The sequence below is a fragment of the Kluyvera sp. CHPC 1.251 genome (assembly GCF_036759945.1).
In the GTDB taxonomy this organism is placed as follows: domain Bacteria; phylum Pseudomonadota; class Gammaproteobacteria; order Enterobacterales; family Enterobacteriaceae; genus Kluyvera; species Kluyvera sichuanensis.
In genome coordinates this window covers 120,331-140,378 of sequence record NZ_JAPKIC010000001.1, presented here as the reverse complement: position 1 = coordinate 140,378, position 20,048 = coordinate 120,331, and the positions used below count along the sequence as shown (strand labels likewise).

Annotated in this window: 17 protein-coding genes and 1 pseudogene; 2 read left to right on the top strand and 16 right to left on the bottom strand. The window is 54.2% G+C overall.

What is annotated here, in order from left to right; genetic code table 11:
• Positions 1 to 19: 19 nt before the first annotated feature.
• Together V6940_RS00660 and V6940_RS00655 are read right to left on the bottom strand one after the other, a co-directional pair.
• Entirely contained in the window at positions 20 to 904 is an 885-nt protein-coding gene (locus V6940_RS00660) for an SIR2 family protein (RefSeq protein WP_333494451.1), read from the bottom strand.
• 838 nt (positions 905 to 1,742) lie between these two features.
• Positions 1,743 to 2,747 (bottom strand): IS110-like element IS4321 family transposase, encoded by a 1,005-nt coding sequence (locus V6940_RS00655; RefSeq protein ID WP_000427623.1) that lies wholly within the window; start codon positions 2,745 to 2,747, stop codon positions 1,743 to 1,745.
• 315 nt (positions 2,748 to 3,062) lie between these two features.
• Here V6940_RS00655 and V6940_RS00650 point away from each other — a divergent pair, with 315 nt between their 5' ends.
• The gene (locus tag V6940_RS00650) at positions 3,063 to 4,889 is read left to right on the top strand and encodes an ATP-dependent nuclease (protein ID WP_333494450.1); all 1,827 of its coding nucleotides are present in this window, start codon (positions 3,063 to 3,065) and stop codon (positions 4,887 to 4,889) included.
• A gap of 240 nt (positions 4,890 to 5,129) precedes the next feature.
• Here the strand turns inward: V6940_RS00650 and V6940_RS00645 are convergent.
• The 3 genes and pseudogenes from V6940_RS00645 to puuE form a co-directional block, all read right to left on the bottom strand.
• Positions 5,130 to 5,381: pseudogene (locus V6940_RS00645) on the bottom strand (SymE family type I addiction module toxin); the annotation flags it as partial.
• Between the two features lie 474 nt (positions 5,382 to 5,855).
• A complete protein-coding gene (locus tag V6940_RS00640) occupies positions 5,856 to 7,127 on the bottom strand; it encodes a Glu/Leu/Phe/Val family dehydrogenase (protein ID WP_333494449.1) in 1,272 nt (423 codons plus the stop codon).
• Positions 7,128 to 7,269: 142 nt separating this feature from the next.
• Entirely contained in the window at positions 7,270 to 8,535 is a 1,266-nt protein-coding gene (puuE, locus tag V6940_RS00635) for a 4-aminobutyrate transaminase (RefSeq protein ID WP_333494448.1), read from the bottom strand.
• A gap of 107 nt (positions 8,536 to 8,642) precedes the next feature.
• Between puuE and pdxR the strand changes: the two genes are divergently transcribed.
• A complete protein-coding gene (gene pdxR / locus V6940_RS00630; RefSeq protein WP_333494447.1) occupies positions 8,643 to 10,127 on the top strand; it encodes a MocR-like pyridoxine biosynthesis transcription factor PdxR in 1,485 nt (494 codons plus the stop codon).
• Here pdxR and V6940_RS00625 read toward each other — a convergent pair.
• The 11 genes from V6940_RS00625 to V6940_RS00575 form a co-directional block, all read right to left on the bottom strand.
• On the bottom strand, positions 10,114 to 11,160 hold the full coding sequence (locus V6940_RS00625; RefSeq protein ID WP_333494446.1) for a cytochrome c-type biogenesis protein CcmH: 1,047 nt from the start codon (positions 11,158 to 11,160) through the stop codon (positions 10,114 to 10,116). The two genes, pdxR and V6940_RS00625, sit on opposite strands and share 14 nt — an antisense overlap.
• Positions 11,157 to 11,714, bottom strand: coding sequence for a DsbE family thiol:disulfide interchange protein (locus V6940_RS00620; RefSeq protein WP_333494445.1), 558 nt, complete (start codon positions 11,712 to 11,714; stop codon positions 11,157 to 11,159). The genes V6940_RS00625 and V6940_RS00620 overlap by 4 nt, the downstream gene beginning before the upstream one ends.
• Positions 11,711 to 13,639 (bottom strand): heme lyase CcmF/NrfE family subunit, encoded by a 1,929-nt coding sequence (locus V6940_RS00615; RefSeq protein ID WP_333494444.1) that lies wholly within the window; start codon positions 13,637 to 13,639, stop codon positions 11,711 to 11,713. The genes V6940_RS00620 and V6940_RS00615 overlap by 4 nt, the downstream gene beginning before the upstream one ends.
• The gene (gene ccmE / locus V6940_RS00610) at positions 13,629 to 14,099 is read right to left on the bottom strand and encodes a cytochrome c maturation protein CcmE (RefSeq protein ID WP_333494443.1); all 471 of its coding nucleotides are present in this window, start codon (positions 14,097 to 14,099) and stop codon (positions 13,629 to 13,631) included. The genes V6940_RS00615 and ccmE overlap by 11 nt, the downstream gene beginning before the upstream one ends.
• Positions 14,096 to 14,308, bottom strand: a complete 213-nt coding sequence (gene ccmD, locus V6940_RS00605; protein ID WP_333494442.1) for a heme exporter protein CcmD — start codon at positions 14,306 to 14,308, stop codon at positions 14,096 to 14,098. The genes ccmE and ccmD overlap by 4 nt, the downstream gene beginning before the upstream one ends.
• Positions 14,305 to 15,042, bottom strand: a complete 738-nt coding sequence (locus V6940_RS00600; RefSeq protein WP_333494441.1) for a heme ABC transporter permease — start codon at positions 15,040 to 15,042, stop codon at positions 14,305 to 14,307. The genes ccmD and V6940_RS00600 overlap by 4 nt, the downstream gene beginning before the upstream one ends.
• A 32-nt stretch (positions 15,043 to 15,074) precedes the next feature.
• On the bottom strand, positions 15,075 to 15,737 hold the full coding sequence (gene ccmB / locus V6940_RS00595) for a heme exporter protein CcmB (protein ID WP_333494440.1): 663 nt from the start codon (positions 15,735 to 15,737) through the stop codon (positions 15,075 to 15,077).
• Positions 15,734 to 16,360: a cytochrome c biogenesis heme-transporting ATPase CcmA gene (gene ccmA / locus V6940_RS00590; protein WP_333494439.1), complete on the bottom strand. Its 627-nt coding sequence runs from the start codon at positions 16,358 to 16,360 to the stop codon at positions 15,734 to 15,736. Before ccmA ends, ccmB begins: the two co-directional genes overlap by 4 nt.
• A 31-nt stretch (positions 16,361 to 16,391) precedes the next feature.
• The gene (locus V6940_RS00585) at positions 16,392 to 17,588 is read right to left on the bottom strand and encodes a c-type cytochrome (protein WP_442910766.1); all 1,197 of its coding nucleotides are present in this window, start codon (positions 17,586 to 17,588) and stop codon (positions 16,392 to 16,394) included.
• Between the two features lie 3 nt (positions 17,589 to 17,591).
• Positions 17,592 to 19,484: an NAD(P)-binding protein gene (locus V6940_RS00580; RefSeq protein WP_333494438.1), complete on the bottom strand. Its 1,893-nt coding sequence runs from the start codon at positions 19,482 to 19,484 to the stop codon at positions 17,592 to 17,594.
• An 83-nt stretch (positions 19,485 to 19,567) separates the two neighbouring features.
• A complete protein-coding gene (locus tag V6940_RS00575; RefSeq protein WP_185666826.1) occupies positions 19,568 to 20,044 on the bottom strand; it encodes an ester cyclase in 477 nt (158 codons plus the stop codon).
• Positions 20,045 to 20,048 lie beyond the last annotated feature (4 nt).

The window sequence follows — 20,048 nt, the reverse complement described above, 5'->3', positions numbered from 1 at the left end:
TAAGTTAGCTTGCAGCGCCTCAATTAAGATTGGCATTTATTTTCTTAATAGCAGACAAATACATCTCTTTGAAGTTATTATCTACCACATCAATTGAAATAACTTTGACATTAAATGCTTCAAGTAGCCCTTTTTTTTCATCACTAATATCATGTGTGTAAAAATATATTTTGTTATTTATTATTGCTTCTGATAAAAAACGGGCTCTTTTATTTAACAACCACCAAATGTCAGTCTCACTATAGTCTAATGAAAAACCGAGAATATGAACATTGCTTGAGAAAAAAAGATCAACCCAGGATGTGTGGCAAAATGAAGCATCTCGAAGTTTATTTAACATAGACTTAACAGTAACATCCACACCATGAACCTTATGTGAGTATGTACCTTTAACATATGCATCGATTTTACTTACTGAACCACAATAATGGTCTAACCCAAGCATGATAGATTTAGGATTATCTATTTCACCATGAATATTCCAGAGGATTTTTTTATCGTTCTTAGACTCATACATTCTCTTCCTTCTCAGACTATAGATATCTTCTGAACTGAGCTTTATTGGCGGGATTTTAAGAGCCTTTTCGAAGGCGTAATCATAATTAGTAGTAATATAATTTCCAACTGATAACAACGCTAACTCTTCAAGAACCTCATTAGTACCTTGTTCTCGTAGTTCGCTGGCTATAATATTTTTTATTTCTAGTTCATCTTTTTTTTCGCATCTATCTGGCGCATGCTTTTCCAGATAGATACGCTCATAAACCATAGTGTTTGGAAGTTGCCCATTTTCAAATTTTTTGATGCCTTTTATACTATCTAACAAATTACTCCAAGTGACATGATTTTCAGAAAGCCTATTTATTCCATTGCCAAAAAAAAGAGTGTTCGCCATTTGTTTCATTTGTTCTTATCCAGTTTAACATGTTAATAAATTGTATGCTTTATAAAATATTCGTGATCTATGATCACTTTTTCTAATAGTAGCGTTAAGAATACAAGCGAGCGCTCGCAATTAATTTAATGTTTTCCTTGTGGTATCGACTTGATGAACATAAGCATATCCCCGGGATAAAACGACTGATTTTTAGGCAGTTTAAGCCTCCTTTCCACCATCCCATCCACTGAATTACACTGATCACAAACCAGTGTTTCAGAACATCAAGACATTCCTAAACCTATATAATCAGTAAAAAGGGATGGTAAAGACTTTTCGGCAGGTTTCAGTATGGAAAATACTCACCTACCAAAACTATTGCATCCCTATTGGATATACTTTCAGAAAAAGCTTCACTTCCATTTTTCCCCATACTTACTTATGAAGTATGGAATTAATAATTATCACAATCGCAGATAGTTGGCTATAGATCCGAGTCCTTAACTATGTAACTGAGTTGTTCCAACGGATTAATACCGTTTGCATGTTAGCAACATTCACTCATAGCAAAGTAACAGAACTGAATATCCGCTATGAGTGGAAAACGGAATCTATGGTCACTCCCGTTTTTGCAACACCGATTTTGACGACAAGTTGGCTTGCTTGAATCTATCCGGCGTCTGAATGGGATTTTATTCCCGCGCCTTGATGAGTTCCGCGCCTGATGAACCTCCAGAAAATATACGGCTTCAATGAGCCTTTCCGTTTTACAGGTTCCTCAACAGGCCGGTGGGCCGTTAGTATCATCAATATCAGTATTCGCAAAACCAGATCAGTAATTCTTTAAACCGGTGTATTTCTGCCGTTATGCTACATAAGTTTGCTGTCGTGCCGTTAGGGCCCAGGCTATTCTGGCCAGCTTGTTTGCCAGAGCACAAGTGACGACAAAGTTGCTTTTCCGGCACAGTAAATCCCTGACCCAATCGGCCAATTTGCCAGACTGGTGTTCCAGTTTTTGTATGAATACCCTGGCACATTGAACCAACAAAGTTCGGATCTTTTTATTACCTCGCTTACTAATTCCCAGCAATGTCGTCCTACCTCCCGTGCTGTACTGCCGAGGTACAAGCCCTGTTGCCGCCGCAAAGTCACGGCTGCTGGCGTACTGCTTCCCGTCGCCAATCTCAGTTGAAATAGTACTCGCTGTCAGTGTTCCGACGCAGGGAATGCTCAGCAAGCGCTGTCCAACCTCATCTTCGTCCAACTTTCGTTTCAACTGGGATTCCAAATCTTTAATCTGCTCAACAAGATAGTGATAATGCTGTTGTAATTTCAGCAATAACTGGCTGAGGTAAAGAGGCAAACTATTATCCTCAAGAATGGTACTCAGTCGGCTAATAACGGCAGCTCCTCGGGGAACGCTAATGCCAAATTCCAGCAGAAAAGCATGCATTTGATTGGTTGTTTTTACCTTATCCTGAACCAGGGATTCACGGACACGATGCAGAGCCCGCATTGCCTGCTGAGATTCCGTTCTGGGCTGCACAAAACGCATAGACGGACGCGATGCAGCTTCACAAATAGCTTCGGCGTCGACAAAGTCGTTTTTATTGCTTTTAACGAACGGGCGGACAAATTGTGGTGATATCAGCTTTGGGGAATGCCCCAACTCTTCCAACTTGCGTGCCATAAAGTGAGAACCGCCACAGGCTTCCATTGCGATGGTTGTAGCGGGGCATGTCGCCAAAAATTCGATCAACTTTGGCCGGGTAAATTTTTTACGGTAAACAGCCTTCCCGCGACGATCCTGGCAATGAATATGGAAAGAGTTTTTACCCAGATCGATACCAATGAGCGCAATGTTTTCCATGATAGTTCTCCGAATGAAAGCCTGTCCTCAGCATAGTACCGGGAAGGAGGGAGTGACCATCTCATTAGATATGTCAGTATGAAAATAGGTAGTGTATTAAAACTATCCACTAACGTCTGATTATGCTACATATTACATTGAATCTTGTAAGGTATGCTCTTCTTGTGCTTAAAACGGTTCCCAACACTCGCATAGCTACCAACATTACTACTTTGTGTATGTAAAAAAACGATTCCTCAGCCCATGTTTATTACTAAATACTGACAATACACCCGATAAGATGATTATCATTAATTAATAAGGATAAAATATATTATGAGTGATGAAATAGAAAAGAACACCCCTGCAATCCCTAGGATTATGAAACTGCACATAAAAAACTTTGGATGTTTTGATGAAAAAGGTGTGTCCGTTGACATAAATAAAATCGTGGTCATTGTGGGTGAAAATAATATAGGCAAAAGCACTATTTTGAGAGCGTTTGAGGTCGTCACAACCTCTGGGAAGCTTACATTAGAAGATTTTCATGATAGAAATGACGCGAACAAACCAGAAATAATTATTCACTCATTAGTTGTTAAAGCCAATAAGCCAGGTGATGAATGGTGCATTGCAACAGAAAATAAAAACGAATGGGAAGTACAAGAAAAATGGGTATGGGAAAAAGTAAATATAGCACCAACAAGATATGGGTGGCTAAAAGATCCAGCCTCAAAAGACGGATATAGATGGGCAAATGATAACGATAAAGAAAAATGTCCTTGGGGAGCATCAAACGTAGCAAAATCAAAAAGACCAGATCCTCACAGAATAAATACTTTCGACTCTCCGAGTGAGCAGGAAAAGAAAACCTTAGGTTTACTTGATGCATTGATTGATACATACATAGATCTATTGCTATCAAATGAAAATAATGAAAAGGATGCGATTAAATTCAAAAAAGACATTGAGAAGATTAAAGAATATAAAGGTGCAATAACTGAATCTCAAAAGAAAACAACTGATATGATTGAGGAGGAAGTAAATAAAGTTATATCAAACGTATTCAAAGATCATAAGTTCTACATAAAGAGGAACGATGACTTTATCAGGGCATTATTTAAAAACAACTACCTGATAGAAGTAGGAAGTGATGAATGCAGTTATCCACTATCAAAACAAGGTAGCGGTACACAACGAACTGTACTATGGTCAATTTTAAAAACACTAACAGATAAAAAGGCGCTTCTCGATAAAAAAACAAAACCCGCTAGTAAAAATATTTCAAACATATTGCTCATTGATGAACCAGAACTTAGCCTGCATCCAACAGCAGCAGCTAATGTAAGAGATGTGTTATACAACTTAGCAAATACAGATGGATGGCAAGTTATGATTACAACTCATTCACCTGAATTCATTGACTTGAGCAAGGATCATACAACCATAATTAGGGTAGAGAGAAAAGATGGCGATATCAAAGCCTCAACTCTTTTCTCTCCCGAAAAAGCTAAGCTCGATGGTACAGATAAAGAAAGGTTAAAATTAGAAAACTCTTTTGACTCGCACATATCTAAGGCTTTCTTCGGCGGAGACGTTTTAGTAATCGAGGGGGATACTGAATATAGCATATTTAACTATATAAAGATGAAAGAACTTGAGACTGGAAACAATGAATACTTAAACCTAAATATCATACGAGCTAGGGGTAAAGTTACCGTTGCATCTATGATGAAAGTTCTAAATCACTTCAAGAAGAAATATTATGTTCTACATGATAGTGATACTCAGACATGTTTTTCAAAAAGAAGAGTTGGAGCTAAAACTGATGCTCTAACAATTGAGTATAAGAAAATAGAGCAAGTGAATGGTGCTTGGACAAATAATGAAAAAATAATGAATGAGATGACTGATAGAAGTGATGTTTATGCATCTATAATAAATTTTGAAGATGCTTACCTGTCAGAAGTAGTATCATCCGACAAGCCTTCCCACTCAATAGAAATAATAAAATCAGATAATGGATTCTATAAAAAAATGAAGTGTATTTTAGATATAGTACTTGGAAAAAATGAAATAAATGAAGAAAATAAAGACAAGATAATAAAATGGAAAAAAATGGACGATCTAAATTCTGCATATGAAATATGGAAAGGTAAATAGGCTGCAAACTCTGTAACAAATCAAGCGGCTGAAATATTGCCGCTTATATTACTTTCACCTTATACATAAATCCATTATGCTTCCTTTTTCTTCGCCAGTGGTTTGTATTGTGGTAGTGAAAATTATTCTGATGCCAGAAACGTCCTATATTGGCACAAAGCAGAAGTGCGATCCTCAGATTATTCCCGCACAACCCCCGGCCGTCGCTCCGCTCGGCCGGGCTACCATTGTCGCTTGCCGCTAGAATTTCCCGCCCGATTTACTCCGCTTAATCGCCGGAATATCCCCGCTATCGTTCAACGCACCCGGAAAGGTTTTCAGCCATGCCTTTACTTTGCGCTGGTTGATGTTCGCGACGCTCATGCCTTCAATGCAGCCCCATAGCTCGCGGGTGTTCTGCGGGGTGATTACGATGCAATCTTTCATTACGCGGACTTTGATGGGCATGCCGTCGATAAATCCGGCTTGGGTGAGCCATTCTCCGCCGAGGTGGACGGCGCGGCCTTCTACGAAGGAGTAAAACTCGCAGTGGGTGAAATCGGGTACGGTAGTTTGAGTGAGGGGTGTCGCCATGGTGGCAGCCTCCGATGAGTGATGTTGTCTCCCACCACCTGAGGTTCCAATCTCATTGGTGGTGGAACCAGACGGGGTTGGAACTACCGGCCTCATCGACACCGGCGCGTCTTTCGACGCCCCCGCTGGCCCACCATTGAGATGTGACTAAGCGCACGACATAAAAATAGCGCTACGCGCTTTATGTCGTCGATGAAGTTAGTTCAGGGTTCCAATCCCGGCACCTGATTTTGCAGGTACAACAACAGGATACCGCGCTTAACGGGGCCGAGCAATACGGGTTGCTGGAAGGACGCTCGCAAAACTGAATGAAAATCCTGCCGCCGTAACATCATTAAAGCCCGATGCGCAAAGCGTCATCGGGCTTGATTCCGCGCTACCAACAAACAGAGATTACGGGTAAATCCCGCGCTCTTTCCTCGCGGTAAGAATACGCTCGCAGGCAATCGCATACGCCGCCGTGCGCAGCGAGATCTTCAGCTGCTGGGATTTATTCCACACATCATCAAAGGCGTTGAGGATGATTTTATCCAGCTTTTGATAAATCTCGTCTTCTGACCAGTAGAAGCTGGAGAAATCCTGCACCCACTCAAAGTAGCTCACCGTCACGCCGCCCGCGTTACAGATAACGTCCGGGAGCACGATAATGCCGCGCTCGCGCAAGATGTCATCGGCCTGCGGCACCGTCGGGCCATTCGCGCCCTCCAGCACCAGGCGGCATGAGAGACCTTCGGCGCGTTGGGCCGTAATCTGGCCCTCCAGCGCGGCGGGGATCACGATGTCATAGTCGTACAGCCAGAAAGCATCGGGGCTGACGTCAGCCGCACCTGGAAAGCCCTTTATCTTGCCGTTCTCGGTTTGCCAGGCGATAAGCGCGTCAACATCAATGCCGGAAGCGTCATACAGCGTGGCGGAGTGATCCTGCACGGAGATGACCTTGGCCCCTTCGCTGGCAAACAGCTGCGCGGCGACGCTGCCGACGTTACCAAAGCCCTGCACGCCAATACGCGCGCCGGTGATGTCGAGGTTAATGTGTCTGGCCGCCGCCATCCCGGTGACAAAGACGCCGCGCCCGGTGGCCTTAACGCGCCCCAGTGAACCGCCAAGGTGGATAGGTTTGCCGGTGACCACGCCGGTGGTGGTGGAACCAACGTTCATCGAGTAGGTGTCCATCATCCAGGCCATCACCTGCGCGTTGGTGCCCACGTCCGGTGCTGGAATGTCCTGCTGTGGCCCAATAATCAGGCCGATTTCACTGGTGTAGCGGCGGGTCAGCCGTTCCAGCTCTTTCTTGCTGAGCTCGCTAGGGTCAACGCGAATGCCGCCTTTAGCACCGCCGAAAGGCAGGTTCAGCGCTGCGCATTTGATGGTCATCCAGGCGGATAACGCCATCACCTCTTCTAAGGTGACGTCCGGGTGGTAGCGCACCCCGCCCTTACCCGGCCCGCGGGACAGGTTATGCTGTACGCGATAGCCTTCGAAATGGCGCACGGTGCCATCTTCCATCTCTAGCGGAATGTCGACAATCAGCGCGCGTTTTGGGCGGATCAGCGTGTCGGCCCAGCTCTCCAGCTCGCCTAAATACGGCAGCACGCGTTCAACCTGGGCAATAAAGATATTCCATGCGGAATCGGGATTGTTATTCAGAAACGACAGCGTTTTCATCGTTTACCTCAACAGTGAAATCGGATTTTTTAATAAAAAAACCGACGATACGGATGGATATCGTCGGTGCTCGGATGAGCAAAGTACCACGGCACTAAAGATGTCCATCTTGTGCAGAAAGCGAGGGTAACGTGGCGGTTCGTCAGTCCTTCAGGGCGTTTTTGATAATCTCCAGCGCCTGGGTGAACTGGAACTCCGGAATGGTTAACGGATAGAGGAAGCGGATCACGTTGCCATACTGGCCGCAGGTCAGCAGCAGTAACCCCTGCTCCAGCGCTTTACGCTGTACGCGCTGGGCCAGTTCGGCAGACGGTTCTCCGCTTGCCGGGTCGGTAAACTCTGCGGCAATCATCGAGCCGACGCCGCGCACTTCTGCCAGACCCGGCGCGTATTCACGGGCGTCGTTCAGGGTGGCACGCAGGCGTTCGCCTAACGCATCGGCACGCAGACACAGCTTCTCGTCATCAATAATATCCAGAACCGCCAGCGCAGCCGCGACGGAGAGCGGGTTGCCCGCATAGGTGCCGCCCAGGCCGCCTGGCGCTGGCGCATCCATAATCTCGGCTTTGCCCACCACGCCGGAAAGCGGCATACCGCCCGCAAGGCTTTTGGCGATGGTCATCAGGTCCGGTTTATCCGCGTAGTGGTCCATGGCGAACAGCTTGCCGGTACGGGCGAAGCCGCTTTGTACTTCGTCGGCAATCATCACAATGCCGTGCTTATCGCAGATGCGGCGAATTGCCGCAACGAAATCTGGCGGCGCGACGACAAAGCCCCCTTCCCCCTGGATAGGTTCGAAGATAATGGCAGCCACCTGCTCAGCATCAATATCGGCCTTAAACAGACGTTCGATGGCTTTTACCGCATCGTCGGTAGTGATCCCGTGCAGCGCGGAAGGATAAGGCGCGTGGAATACCGAGCCCGGGAAGGGGCCAAAGCCTTTTTTGTAAGGGGCCACTTTGCCCGTCAGGGCCATGGTCATGTAGGTGCGACCGTGGAAGCCGCCGCCAAAGGCGATAACGCCCGGTCGGCCGGTGTGGGCGCGGGCAATTTTCACCGCGTTCTCGACCGCTTCGGCACCGGTGGTGAAGAAGGCGGTTTTCGCGTCGCTGCCCACCGGGGCCGCGGCGTTAATCTTCTCGGCCAGGGTGACATAGCTTTCGTAAGGGACAATCTGGTAGGCGGTATGGGTAAAGGCCTGCAGCTGCGCTTCAACGGCCTGCACCAGGCGCGGGTGGCGATGACCGGTGTTGAGTACCGCGATGCCGGCAGCAAAATCAATAAACTGGCGACCTTCCACATCCGTCAGGGTGCTGTTCTCTGCGGACTGCGCGAAGAAATCGCACATCACGCCCACGCCACGTGGGGTGGCGGCCAGGCGACGTTGATGCAGGTTTTTATTACTCATAGTATTGCCTCATTCTTTTTTATAAGTCTGTGAATACATCTCACTGCTATTTATTCACCATCTGGTACTCTAATCGAGAGCCAAAACGTTTTATTTTAAGGATCCAAATGCGTTCTCTTGCTGTAGATGTGATCACGCAGGCATTTTCGCAACAGAGCGGTGAGAAATTGCATCGTCGTCTCTATGCGGCGATATGCAGTTGCATTCTGGAAGGCAGCCTGAAGCCCGCTACCCGTATCCCCCCTTCCCGGGATCTGGCCGACGAACTGGCGCTGTCGCGTAACACCGTGCTGCGCGTTTATGAGCAGCTGCAAGCGGAGGGGTATATCTCGGCCCGCACCAGCAGCGGCACCTTCGTCAGCGAGAGCGTGCTGGACAATCTGATTCAGCGAAAGGCGCCGCCTACGGCCCCGCCACAGCAAGCGCTCAGCGTCCAATTGTCAGAACGCGGCCAGGCGCTGCTGGGCAACGCCAGCGCCAGCCCGCGCCAGTGGGGCGCGTTTGTGCCGGGCGTCCCCGACGTCACCCTCTTCCCGCATCGCGCGCTGAAAAAAATTCAGGATCGCCTCGCCCGCCAGCCGCTACCGCAGTATCTGACCTACGATGCCTACGGTGGCGTGGCTGAACTGAAAGCGTCGCTGACCGATTACCTGCGCACGGCGCGCGGGGTGCGCTGCTCCCCGGACCAGATTCTGATAACCGAAGGGATCCACCAGGCGCTGGATTTGGTGACGCGCACCTTGTGCAACCCTGGCGATCAGGCCTGGGTGGAGGAGCCGGGCTACTGGGGCATCAAAAATATTCTGCGCATGAATGGGGTGAATTTTTCCGCCATCGCGGTGGATGAAGAGGGGCTGGTGCCTGCTGAAGAGAACGCGGTGCCGCCGAGGATGATTTTTGTCACCCCCTCGCATCAGTACCCGCTAGGGTCGGTAATGAGTCTGAGTCGCCGTCAGCAGCTGCTGGCGCTGGCACGTAAAACCCAGAGCTGGATTGTCGAGGACGATTACGACAGCGAGTTCCGCTTTGCCGGGCAGCCGATCCCGTCCCTTCAGGGGCTGGAAGAGGCGAGCCCGGTGATTTACATCGGCACCTTCAGTAAAACCCTCTACCCGGCCCTCCGCCTTGGCTATATGGTGCTGCCGGAACCGCTAGCGGCGGCGTTAAAAAAGGTGCATAGCGATCTCTATCGTGGAGGCCACCTGCTGATGCAGGCCGCGCTGGCGGAGTTTATTCGCGAAGGCTACTACGCGGCCCATATCCGCAAGATGCGCCAGCTCTACAGCCGCCGTCGTCTCGCGCTGGTCGCGCTGATTACCCGTCAACTGGGGAAACAGTATCTGGGCGAGTTCAGCAGCAACGCCGGGCTGCATCTCATTTTGCAGCTACCCGATGATGCCGATGACCTCGCCATTACCCAGGAGGCCAACCAGCAGGCGCTGCTGGTGCGCCCCCTGTCACGCTATTTTGCCGACACGCCAACGCGAAAAGGTCTGCTGCTGGGGTTTGCCAGCATTGATGAGGAGGCGATGGCACCGGCGTTTACGCGGCTGGCTGAGATCATCAAAAGGCACCTGCTTAACCCTGCTTAACCGACTGATGCTGGCGAGCGAGCGCAATTTTCTGTTCGATGTCCGCCCGCTGCGCGGCGTCTCCCTCGTTTAGTGACAGCATCCGCTGCCAGCGGGCGATGGCGAGACTGTATTGCTGCTGTTGATACGCGTTGACCGCCGCCAGTTGCAGAAGACGCAGGTTGTCCGGATGGGCGTTTAGAAGCGGAGCCAGTAGCCCGGCGGCCTGCTGTAGCGCCTCCGGTTCGTCGGTGCGGGTCAAAACGTCGGCGTAGCCTGATGCGGCGGCAAGATCCTCCGGCGCAATGGCATGGGCGCGGCCGTAAGCCTGGGTCGCCAGCGTGGCGTTGTTGAGCATCATCCCCACGCGCCCTAGCAACATCCACCCTTCCGGGTTGTCACCGTCATGCGCTAAATGGGTCCGTAAGCCCAGCGCCAGAGTTTGCAGCTCTTTCTCTGTCAGCGGCGCGGCGCGGGAGTCTATCGCCCGGTTCATCAGTTCGGGTAACTGCCGGGTTGCCTGCTGCCAGTCGTGCACCTGTCGATAGCCGCTGGTCGCGTAAAACGCCGCCCCGCTTACCGCCAGCGCCATCACAATCCCGGCTACCAGCCCCCACGGGTTTCCTCTGACGGGGAGTGTCTCAGCGGAATCTGGCATCACCGTAATACGCACCCGCCTGCGGCTGCGAGCGTAAATGGCATAGCCCCCTGCGAGAACCGCCAGCAGCGGCAGCATCCACAGCAGCAGCGTGACCGGCGTCAGCGGCGGATCGTAGCTGATAAACGCGCCGTAGCGCGCCACCATGTAATCGACAACCTGCTCGCGCGTTTTGCCCTGCAACGTTAGCTGATACACCTTCTGGCGCAGATCCGCCGCAATCAGCGACCCGGAGTCGGCAATGCTGTTGTTCTGGCATTTAGGGCAGCGCAGTTCGGCCGTCAGCTGGCGGTATTGCTGTTCCTGCGCTTCGCTTTGAAAGGTCATCACCTCCGGCGCCGCCATCACCCAAAAGCTCAGCGTCATCAGCAGCAGCGCCAGTAATCCGTTTTTCATACTCCGGCCTCTTTACGGTATTTTTCCCACAGCGGCGCAACCTCTTTACGCCATACGTCGGCATTCAACTCCCCGGTATGCCGATAGCGCACAATTCCCTGCCCATCAATCAGGAAAGTCTCCGGCGCGCCGAAGACGCCCAGCTCAATACCGACCGTACCGTCTGCATCCAGCAGGTTATCGCGATAAGGGTTGCCGTAATCCTGTAGCCAGCGCTGCGCCTTTTGCCTGTCGTCTTTGTAATTCAGCCCGACTATCGCGACGCCCTGCGCCGCCAGCGTATTGAGGAACCTGTGCTCTGCCCGGCAGGTGGGGCACCAGGTGGCCCAGACGTTCAGCAGCAGCGGCTTGCCCTTGCCCAGCGTCTGAAAATCCTGTTTCTCGTTGGGCTGCGCCAGCGTCGCCACCCGCAGCGCGGGCAACGACTGGCCGATAAGGGCGGAATCCAGCGCTTTAGGGTCTTCACCGTCGCCGATGCGCAGCAGTTGCCAGAAAAGCAGGCCCGCCAGCACGACGAAAATCGCCAGCGGCAGCAGATACAGGTTACGTTTCATGCTGTCACCTTTTGGGCTTTTACCGCCAGCGTGCGACGCCCGCGAAAACAGAGCCCGCCCCCCAGCGCCATCAGGATCCCCCCGGCCCAAATCCAGCGGATAAAGGGCTTATAGTAAAAACGCATTCCCCAGGAGCCGTCATCGAACTGTTCGCCCAGCGCAACGTAAAGGTCGCGGGTGAAGCCGACCTGAATCGCCGCCTCAGTCATAATCGCCCGGCTGGCAGTGTAAAAACGTTTTTCGGCGAATAACGTCGCCGTTTTGCTGCCGGGGGCATCGGCATCAATCACCGCCGTCACCGCCTGGTAGTTGGGGCCAAGGCTTTCGCGGACCTCACGGAAGGTAAAACGGTACTCCCGGATTTGCAGGGTATCGTTAACCCCCATCCGCACGTCGCGCTCAATATCGTGGTTCTGGTGAAAAGCGATGCCGATGACCGTCACCGCCACCCCAAGATGGGCGATAATCATGCCACAAAAGCGGCGAGTCACCGGCTCCCCACGCCTCAGACGCCGTATCACCTCCCACAGATGGAGGATGACAATCCACAGCGCTATGCAAAGGCCCAGCACCGTCAGGGCGACAATCTTATCCTGCAACCACCACGGCAGCAGCAGCGCCAGCAACGGGGTGGCGATCAGCGTGACGATGACCGGCTTACGCTGCTTGCCCGGGCGATCGCGCCCCCATCTCACCAGCGGGGCCAGCCCCATCAACAGTGCTAACGGCACCATCAGCACCACAAATAGACGGTTAAAGAACGGCTCACCGATGGAGATAGCGCCCAAACCCAGCGCTTTATGCACCAGCGGCAGCAAGGTGCCGAGCAGCACCACCAGCATCGCGGTCATCAACAGAACGTTATTGCCCATCAGCAGCGACTCCCGTGACCAGAAGGCGTTATTCACCCTGGAGCGGATACGGTAGCCGCGCAGGGCAAAAAGCAGCAGCGAACCGCCGACCACCAGCGCCATAAAGATCAGGATATACATGCCGCGCGTGGGGTCCGCGGCAAAGGAGTGAACCGAGACCAGCACGCCGGAGCGCACCAGAAAGGTGCCCAGCAAACACAGGGAAAAGGCGGCGATAGCCAGCAGCGCGCTCCAGGCTCTGAAGGTATCCCGCTGCTCGGTAACGGCCAGCGAGTGCAGCAGCGCGGTGCCAGCTAGCCAGGGCATCAGGGAGGCGTTTTCTACCGGATCCCAAAACCACCACCCTCCCCAGCCCAGCTCGTAGTACGCCCACAGGGAGCCCATCACGATGCCCAGCGTTAAGAAGATCCACGCCATCAGCGTCCAGGGGCGCGCCAGCCGGGCAAACTCCCGGTCGAGGCGGCCATTGAGCAACGCCGCAATGGCGAACGCGAAGGCAACGGAGAAACCGACGTAGCCCATATAGAGCGCCGGAGGATGAAAAACCAGCCCCGGGTCTTGCAGCATCGGATTCAGGTCCCGCCCTTCAATCGGGAAATCGGGCAAGGTGCGGGCGAAGGGGTTCGAGGTAAACAGGATAAACAGCAGAAACCCGAGGCTTATCATCCCCATCACTGCCAGCACCTGCGCGCGTAATGACGGCGGTATGGAGCGACTTAAGGCCGTGGCCAGCGTCCAGCCGCTCATCAGCAGTACCCACAGCAGCATTGAGCCTTCGTGGGCACCCCAGACGGCGGCCATTCTGTAGATAATCGGCAGCTGCGTATTGGCGTTAGCCGCCACATAGGCGACGGTGAAATCGTTGCTGATAAAGGCGTACATCAGGATAAGAAACGCCCCGGCAAGGCAGGTAAATAGCGCGATGGCGAACGGCGGTGCGGCGGCTATCAGCAAGCGTTGTCCGCGCCATGCGCCATACAGCGGCAGGCTGGAGAGCAGGCACGCCGCCCCCAGCGCCAGGCAGAGCAGCAGGTTCCCCCATTCAGGCATCATGTTGACGGTTTCCTATAGCCGAAGGGGTTTTGATTCCCTTTTTTACGCCGGGTGGCGTGTAGTTTTCATCGTGTTTCGCCAGCACTTCACGGGCGATAATGTGGTTGCCGGAAGCCAACTCCCCCTGAACCACAATGCCCTGCCCCTCGCGAAAGAGATCCGGAAGCAGCCCATCAAAGGTGACCTGCACCCTGCCGCGCTCGTCGTAGAGCGTGAAGCTCACCTGCATTGAGGTAGGCGAGCGCTTAATGCTGCCGGGAAGCACCAGGCCGCCCACCCGCAGACGCTGTCTGGCGACAGGCATTTCTCTGGCCTCCCCTTTGCCGTACAGTACCTCTCCCGGCGTGTAAAACAGGTCAATATTGGCGCGCAGGGCATACAGAATCAGGCCCAGAGTCAGCACCAGCCCACCGAGCAGGAGGCTGGTGATCAGCAGGCGATTTTTACGGCGGGTATTCATAAGCTGGCCTCGCGTTGCGGCACGTTGCGTCGGCGCTGTTCCCGGGAGTGACTGCGGCGAATCGCCTGCAAAATGGCGCGCCGCTGCCAGCAGGTGTGGCATATCAGCCCGGCCAGCGCAAGCAGCACCAGCGCCACGGCCAGCCAGATATAGAGCCCGTAGCCGCCCATCGCGAAAAAGTCGGTCCAGTGTTTAAACGCTGGCGTCATGGTCGTTCTCCTGCGCAAGCGATATGGCGTACCCAGGGGCGAAGGCGCTCCTCAAGCAGGATCAAATTGCGTAAACGCATCAGCGTCAGCGTGATAAACAGCAGCAGAAAACCCACAATGACGAGCCGCAGCGGCAGACGCATCGCCGGGTCGATGGTTTGCTGCAGCCCGGTGGAACCCTGATGCAATGTGTTCCACCAGACCACCGAGTAGTGAATCACTGGCAGGTTAACCACCCCAATCAGCACCAGAATGCTCACCGCCCGGCCCGCCGTGCGGCGGTTATCAAAGGCATTCCAGAGCGCAATAATGCCCATATAGATGAACAGCAGAATGAGCTCCGAGGTCAGCCGGGCGTCCCATATCCACCAGGTCCCCCACATCGGTTTCCCCCACAGCGCCCCGGTCACCAGGGCGATAAAGGTATAAACCGCACCAATGGGCGCCATGGCCGCCACCGCCAGGGAGGCGAGCTTGAGCTGCCAGACGAGGCCGACAAAAGCGGCCACCGCCATCGCGCCGTAAATCCCCATCGACCACATCGCCGCGGGAACATGCAGATAGATAATGCGATACCCCTCGCCCTGCTGGTAATCGGCGGGGGCGAAGGCGAATCCCCAGACCCAGCCCAGCGCCAGCGTGACCAGCGCCGCCGGAGCGAGCCAGAAAATGGCCCGGCCGCTGAGGCGATAACAGCGTTCCGGGATAGCCAGTTGATGCAGTGTTTTCCACATAGTGCGCACTCTTCTTCGAAATAACATGAGGCTTACCCCTGCAGGCTGGCGCGCAGGGCCGCGGCGGTGGCAAAGGGGCTGAACATGGCGCTGCCGGTCAGCATCGCCGCCAGAATGGCGAGATAACCCGAAACGGGCAGCCCCGCCGCTGCGGCGTCTATCGCGGCGGTGGCAAAGATCAGCAGCGGCAAGGTAAAGGGCAGCACCAGCAGGCTGAGCAGGACGCCGCCCCGGGGCAGCCCAACCGTCAGCCCTGAACCGGGCGCAGCCAGTAAGCTGAGGGTCGGCGTGCCGAGCAACAAGGTCAGCGCCATCACCGTCCACTGGGCAAAATCCATCGCCATCAATAATGCCGCCAGCGGCGAGAAGAGCAGCAACGGCAGGCCCGTAACGCACCAGTGAGCGAGGATTTTACTCAGCACCACGGCGGGCAATGGCACGGGGAGCAACATCAGCTGCTCGAGGCTGCCGTCCTGGTAGTCATCGCGGAACAGCCGGTCTTGCGCCAGCAAAGAGGCGAGAAGCGCCGCTATCCAGATGGCGCCGGGGGCAATGTGCGCCAGCTGTTTGCTGTCCTGACCCAGGGCGATTGGAAAGAGCGTGAGGATAATAAAAAAGAACCACAGCGGGTTGGTAAGCTCAGCGCGGCTGCGAAAGGCGACCCGCAGTTCAAGGCAGAAAAGAGACCACATCATCCCGGCTCGCCCCCCGTTAGCGCCACCCTTCGTACAGGCAGGGTTGAGTCGGCCAGCGGCTGATGCGTGGTCATCACAATCTGCCCGCCCGCGGCAACATGCTGTGCCATCCTGTGCGTCAACCGGGCGACGCCCTGCGCGTCAATGGCGGTAAAGGGTTCATCAAGGATCCACAGCACGGCGTGGGTCAGCCAAAGCCGTGCCAACGCCACATTGCGCTGTTGCCCGGCAGAGAGCGTCGCCACCGGTACATCTTCGTAGCCGGCGAGCCCCACCAGCCCGAGCGCTGCCAACCGTTCTGACGGCGACGCCTCAGGATGAAAAAAGGCGATATTCTGTAGCGCCGTCAGGCGCATTTTTATGCCCGGCTGATGACCAATCCAGAGCAGATGAGAGAGCAAGCCGTCACGGTGACGGCTGACGGATTTCTCCTGCCAGCGCACCTCTCCGCCGTCGGGCCGTATGATCCCCGTTAACATCCTCAGCAGCGTGGTTTTCCCCGCCCCGTTGCCGCCCGCAATCTGTACCCACTCTCCCGGCGCGACGGTAAACGAGAGATCGCGAAATAAGTGCCGATCGTCCCGCTCGCAGCACAGCCCTACCGCTTCTAATCTGTTTTCCATGTTCTGCCTTTTTGCTGACCCCTATGCCAGGTTAAGGGTGAGATGCTTTCACCTTCGCCACATCATCGGCCGTGACCTCGCCCGCGCTGTTGCCCCAGCTTTGCCGAACGTAATTCACCACATCGCGCAGCTCTTCGTCGGTCATCACATCCTCATAGCCGGGCATTCTGAACGAGACGTTGCCCACGGTCGTCGGCGTTTCCGCGCCTTGCGTGACCACACGCAGCAGCGGCGTGGCCTCTTTGGCGCTGACGAGAGGGTTATTCACCAGCGAAGGAACGTTGTCATCGGTGCCCTTCCCCTCGGTGCCGTGACAGGTGGAACAGTAGCGGCCATACAGAGTTTTCCCCGCCGCCGGAGAAGCAGATGCGGCGGTGGCAACGTAGCTAGCAGGCGCCGCGGTGGACTTGTTGTCATTGAGGCTTAACAGGTAACGGGCAATGGCCGTGGCATCATCAGGCGTCAGATACTGAGTACTCTGGCTAACCACTTCCGCCATAGAGCCCGATACAGCGGCATGCTTGCTCCTACCGGTGACGATAAGCGAAGTCAGCTCGTTTTCCGGCAGCGACAGCGTACGCAGCGACGGCGCATACCAGCCGTCAATCATGGCGCCGCTCAGGAACGTGTCATCCTGGTGGCCGTAGGATTTTTCATTCATCGCCACGCCTCGCGGCGTATGGCACGCTCCGCAGTGACCAGCCCCTTCAACCAGGTACGCGCCTCGCTGAAGCACGGGATCCGAAAGCGGGTGCTTATCCCCCGTCGGCGGGTCCAGGAACAGCCAGTTCCAGACGTGCAGCGGCCAGCGGGCGGAGAGCAGCCAGGGGATGTCACTCTCCTGATTGGCTTTCTCTGAGGGCGTGACGCCTTTCATAAAGTAGTCGTACAGGGCGTGAATATCGCTATCGCTCATCCGGGCGTAGGAGGGATATGGCATAGCCGGATAGAGCGGATGGCCGTCTTTGGCAATCCCCTGGCGCACGGCCTTTTCAAAGTCGGCATAGCTGTAGTTACCGATGCCGTGGGTTTTATCCGGGGTGATATTGGTGGAATAAATATCCCCGACGGGAGTCGGAAATTTCTTGCCCCCCGCCAGAGGGGAGCCGCCTTCCGCCGTGTGGCAGGCCATGCAATCGGCAACGCGGGCGATATACTCCCCCGTCATCGGTGCCGCAGAGGCCCCAACAGAAAGCAGGCCGGTGAATAACATGGTTACGATACGCATCGCTTACCCCATATCCTTGAGTTCGTTGACGGCACGCCAGGCCTGGTCGATCGCCGCGTGGGCGTAAGCGCTCCAGTCTGAATCGGAGTTGGCGATGGTGATGCGGCCAACGGGTTTTCTCGCGCGGGAGATGATGTCAGGGATTTTGTCCATATCGTCGAACAGCGGGCAGGCATAGTAGGCGTAACCATGAGCCCAGCGGTTGACGGTGATCCCGGCGATATCCCGCTGATGGTCGAACCCGACCGCGCCAAACATCTCCTGGAGCTGGTCGCGGATCATTTTTTCATGCGCCTCAAAAGAGGTGCCAAGCAGCCAGGCTCGGCCTTTGCGGAACTGCTCCCGCGCACTCATATTGCTGCCTGGATAGGTGGGGACAAAGACCATATGCAGCACGATCGGCTCATCCGGGCCATGGGAGTGTTCGTACCCGCCCATGCTCACCGGATAGTCGAGTTTTACCCGGCTGTAAGGTGCCGTCGGTGAGTAAAACTCATGCACGCCGAGGGTTTTAAACGCCTGCCAGTTTTTCACCGCCACGTTGGTGTACACCAGCGGCGCTTTGACGTTCAGCCGCATGTCGGCCTTTTGCTCCTCAGGCATTTCGGGCACCAGATACGGGATCATCATGTTGTAACCCGCCATCACCGCGTTGCGGCCCCGCACGCGATGGAGCTTGCCGTCGTTGATGTAGGTGACACTCACCCCGTCCTGCTCGTTGGCAGCGTTGATCACAATGCTGCTCAACCGCAGGCGGGTGCTGTTTTTGGCCAGATCAAGCTTGCTGTAATCGAGGCGGGAAGTGACCGAGTCTTCCATGGTGCTGCCCGGCAGCGCGTCTGGCAGAAGGTGGCGCACCATCAGGCGCGCCAGACCCGCGTTGCCGTCCGGGAAGTGATACACATACGGTTCTTCGAGGTCGGCCAGCGTTTCGCCATCCAGCGGCGGCAGGCCAAGGGCTTCCATCCCCGGCAGCGCGCAGGCGCGGGCGTCGGTGGCGGAAATGCCCTCAATGCCGATGGCGAAGAAATCGTTGGAGCGCTGCTGGAAGTAGAGGCGTGCCATCTTGCTGAGCCCCACCTTATCGCTGAGAAACTCGCTGTAGCTGTGGGTATCCATCCAGGCGATTTTCTCTTCCTGACTCATGCCCGGCAGATAGTCCCGTGGATGTTCGTAGAGGTCGAGAAGCGCTTTTTTATCGCTTTCCACCAGCGGAAAATCATTGATGAACGCTTCCATGCTGCGGCCATTCAGCCTGTCCGGCGGAATATCATCCGCTACCGCCCGGCCCGGATCGCCGCTGACGATTTTGGTCTCGCCAAAGTTTTTCTTATCAAAAAAGACGCCGCGGCTGAGCTGCTGGTCCGGGTAGAAGTTGACGTCAAAGCTCTCTTTCATCCGCGTGATGCTCACCCCCAGCTTCTGCATCAAGCCATTCACTTCCGGGCTGAAGTTGTGGGTGGGAGACTGAAACGCCTCGCTGCCGCCATAGCCGATGAGCGTTTTATTGCCGACGGTAAATTCGTTACGTTTGGCGTGGCCGCCGAAATCGTCGTGGTTATCGAGGATCAGGATTTTGCTTTCCGGCCCCATTTTCTCGCGCCAGAAGCAGGCCGCAGCCAGCCCGCTTATCCCGCCGCCGACGATAACCAGGTCATACTCTTCTTCAAACGGCAGAGTACCGAAATCAAACTTTTCATGCTCACGGCCCAGGGCATGGGCCATCTCAAATGAACCGGGGTGGTTGCCGCGCAGACCGGTGAGCGCAGGGGGATAAGCCTCCCCATGGATAAACTCATTCTCTTTGCCTGCCGCCCGCGCCCACTCCAGCGGCGTCAGCCCGGCCGCGATGGTAATTGCCACACCGTTAAGAAAATCACGTCTGGTGATTGCCATTGATAATCCTGTCTTTTATGGCTGACACCCGGTTCTGGATGCCAGGTTAAACGTCCCCCCTTTTTTGCAAAGGGGGTGGCCGATTATTTGTTCTCAGGTTTCAGCTCTTCATCCAGCTTTTTGGAATCGTAATAATCCCCCTGCCAGGTGATTTTTCCGTCCTTCACGCGGATATAGCTCACGCCTTCAAATTTGATGGCATTGTTAGTAGCCGGGCTACCTGCCCACTCGCCGCTGTTTTTACCGACAAACTGCCAGCGGAAGGCAACGGTATCTTTGTCGTAAACCGGCTTATCGGTCATGGTCCATTTCAGGTCGGGAACGGCGTGAATAAAGGCACCGATCACCTCTTTTTCGGCGTTATCCCGCCCCTTCACCGGCTCACCCGCCGCCGCGTCGTAATAAACCACGTCGCTGGACAGCAGGGTCGCGGCCTTGCTGGCATCATGGGCATTCCATGCCGCCATATAGGCTTTTACAACTTCCAGAGAGGAGCTATGGGCCTGCGCCAGCCCGGAGAACAGCACGGCGGAAAAAAGGGCAACTTTAAGGGTTTTCATTTTT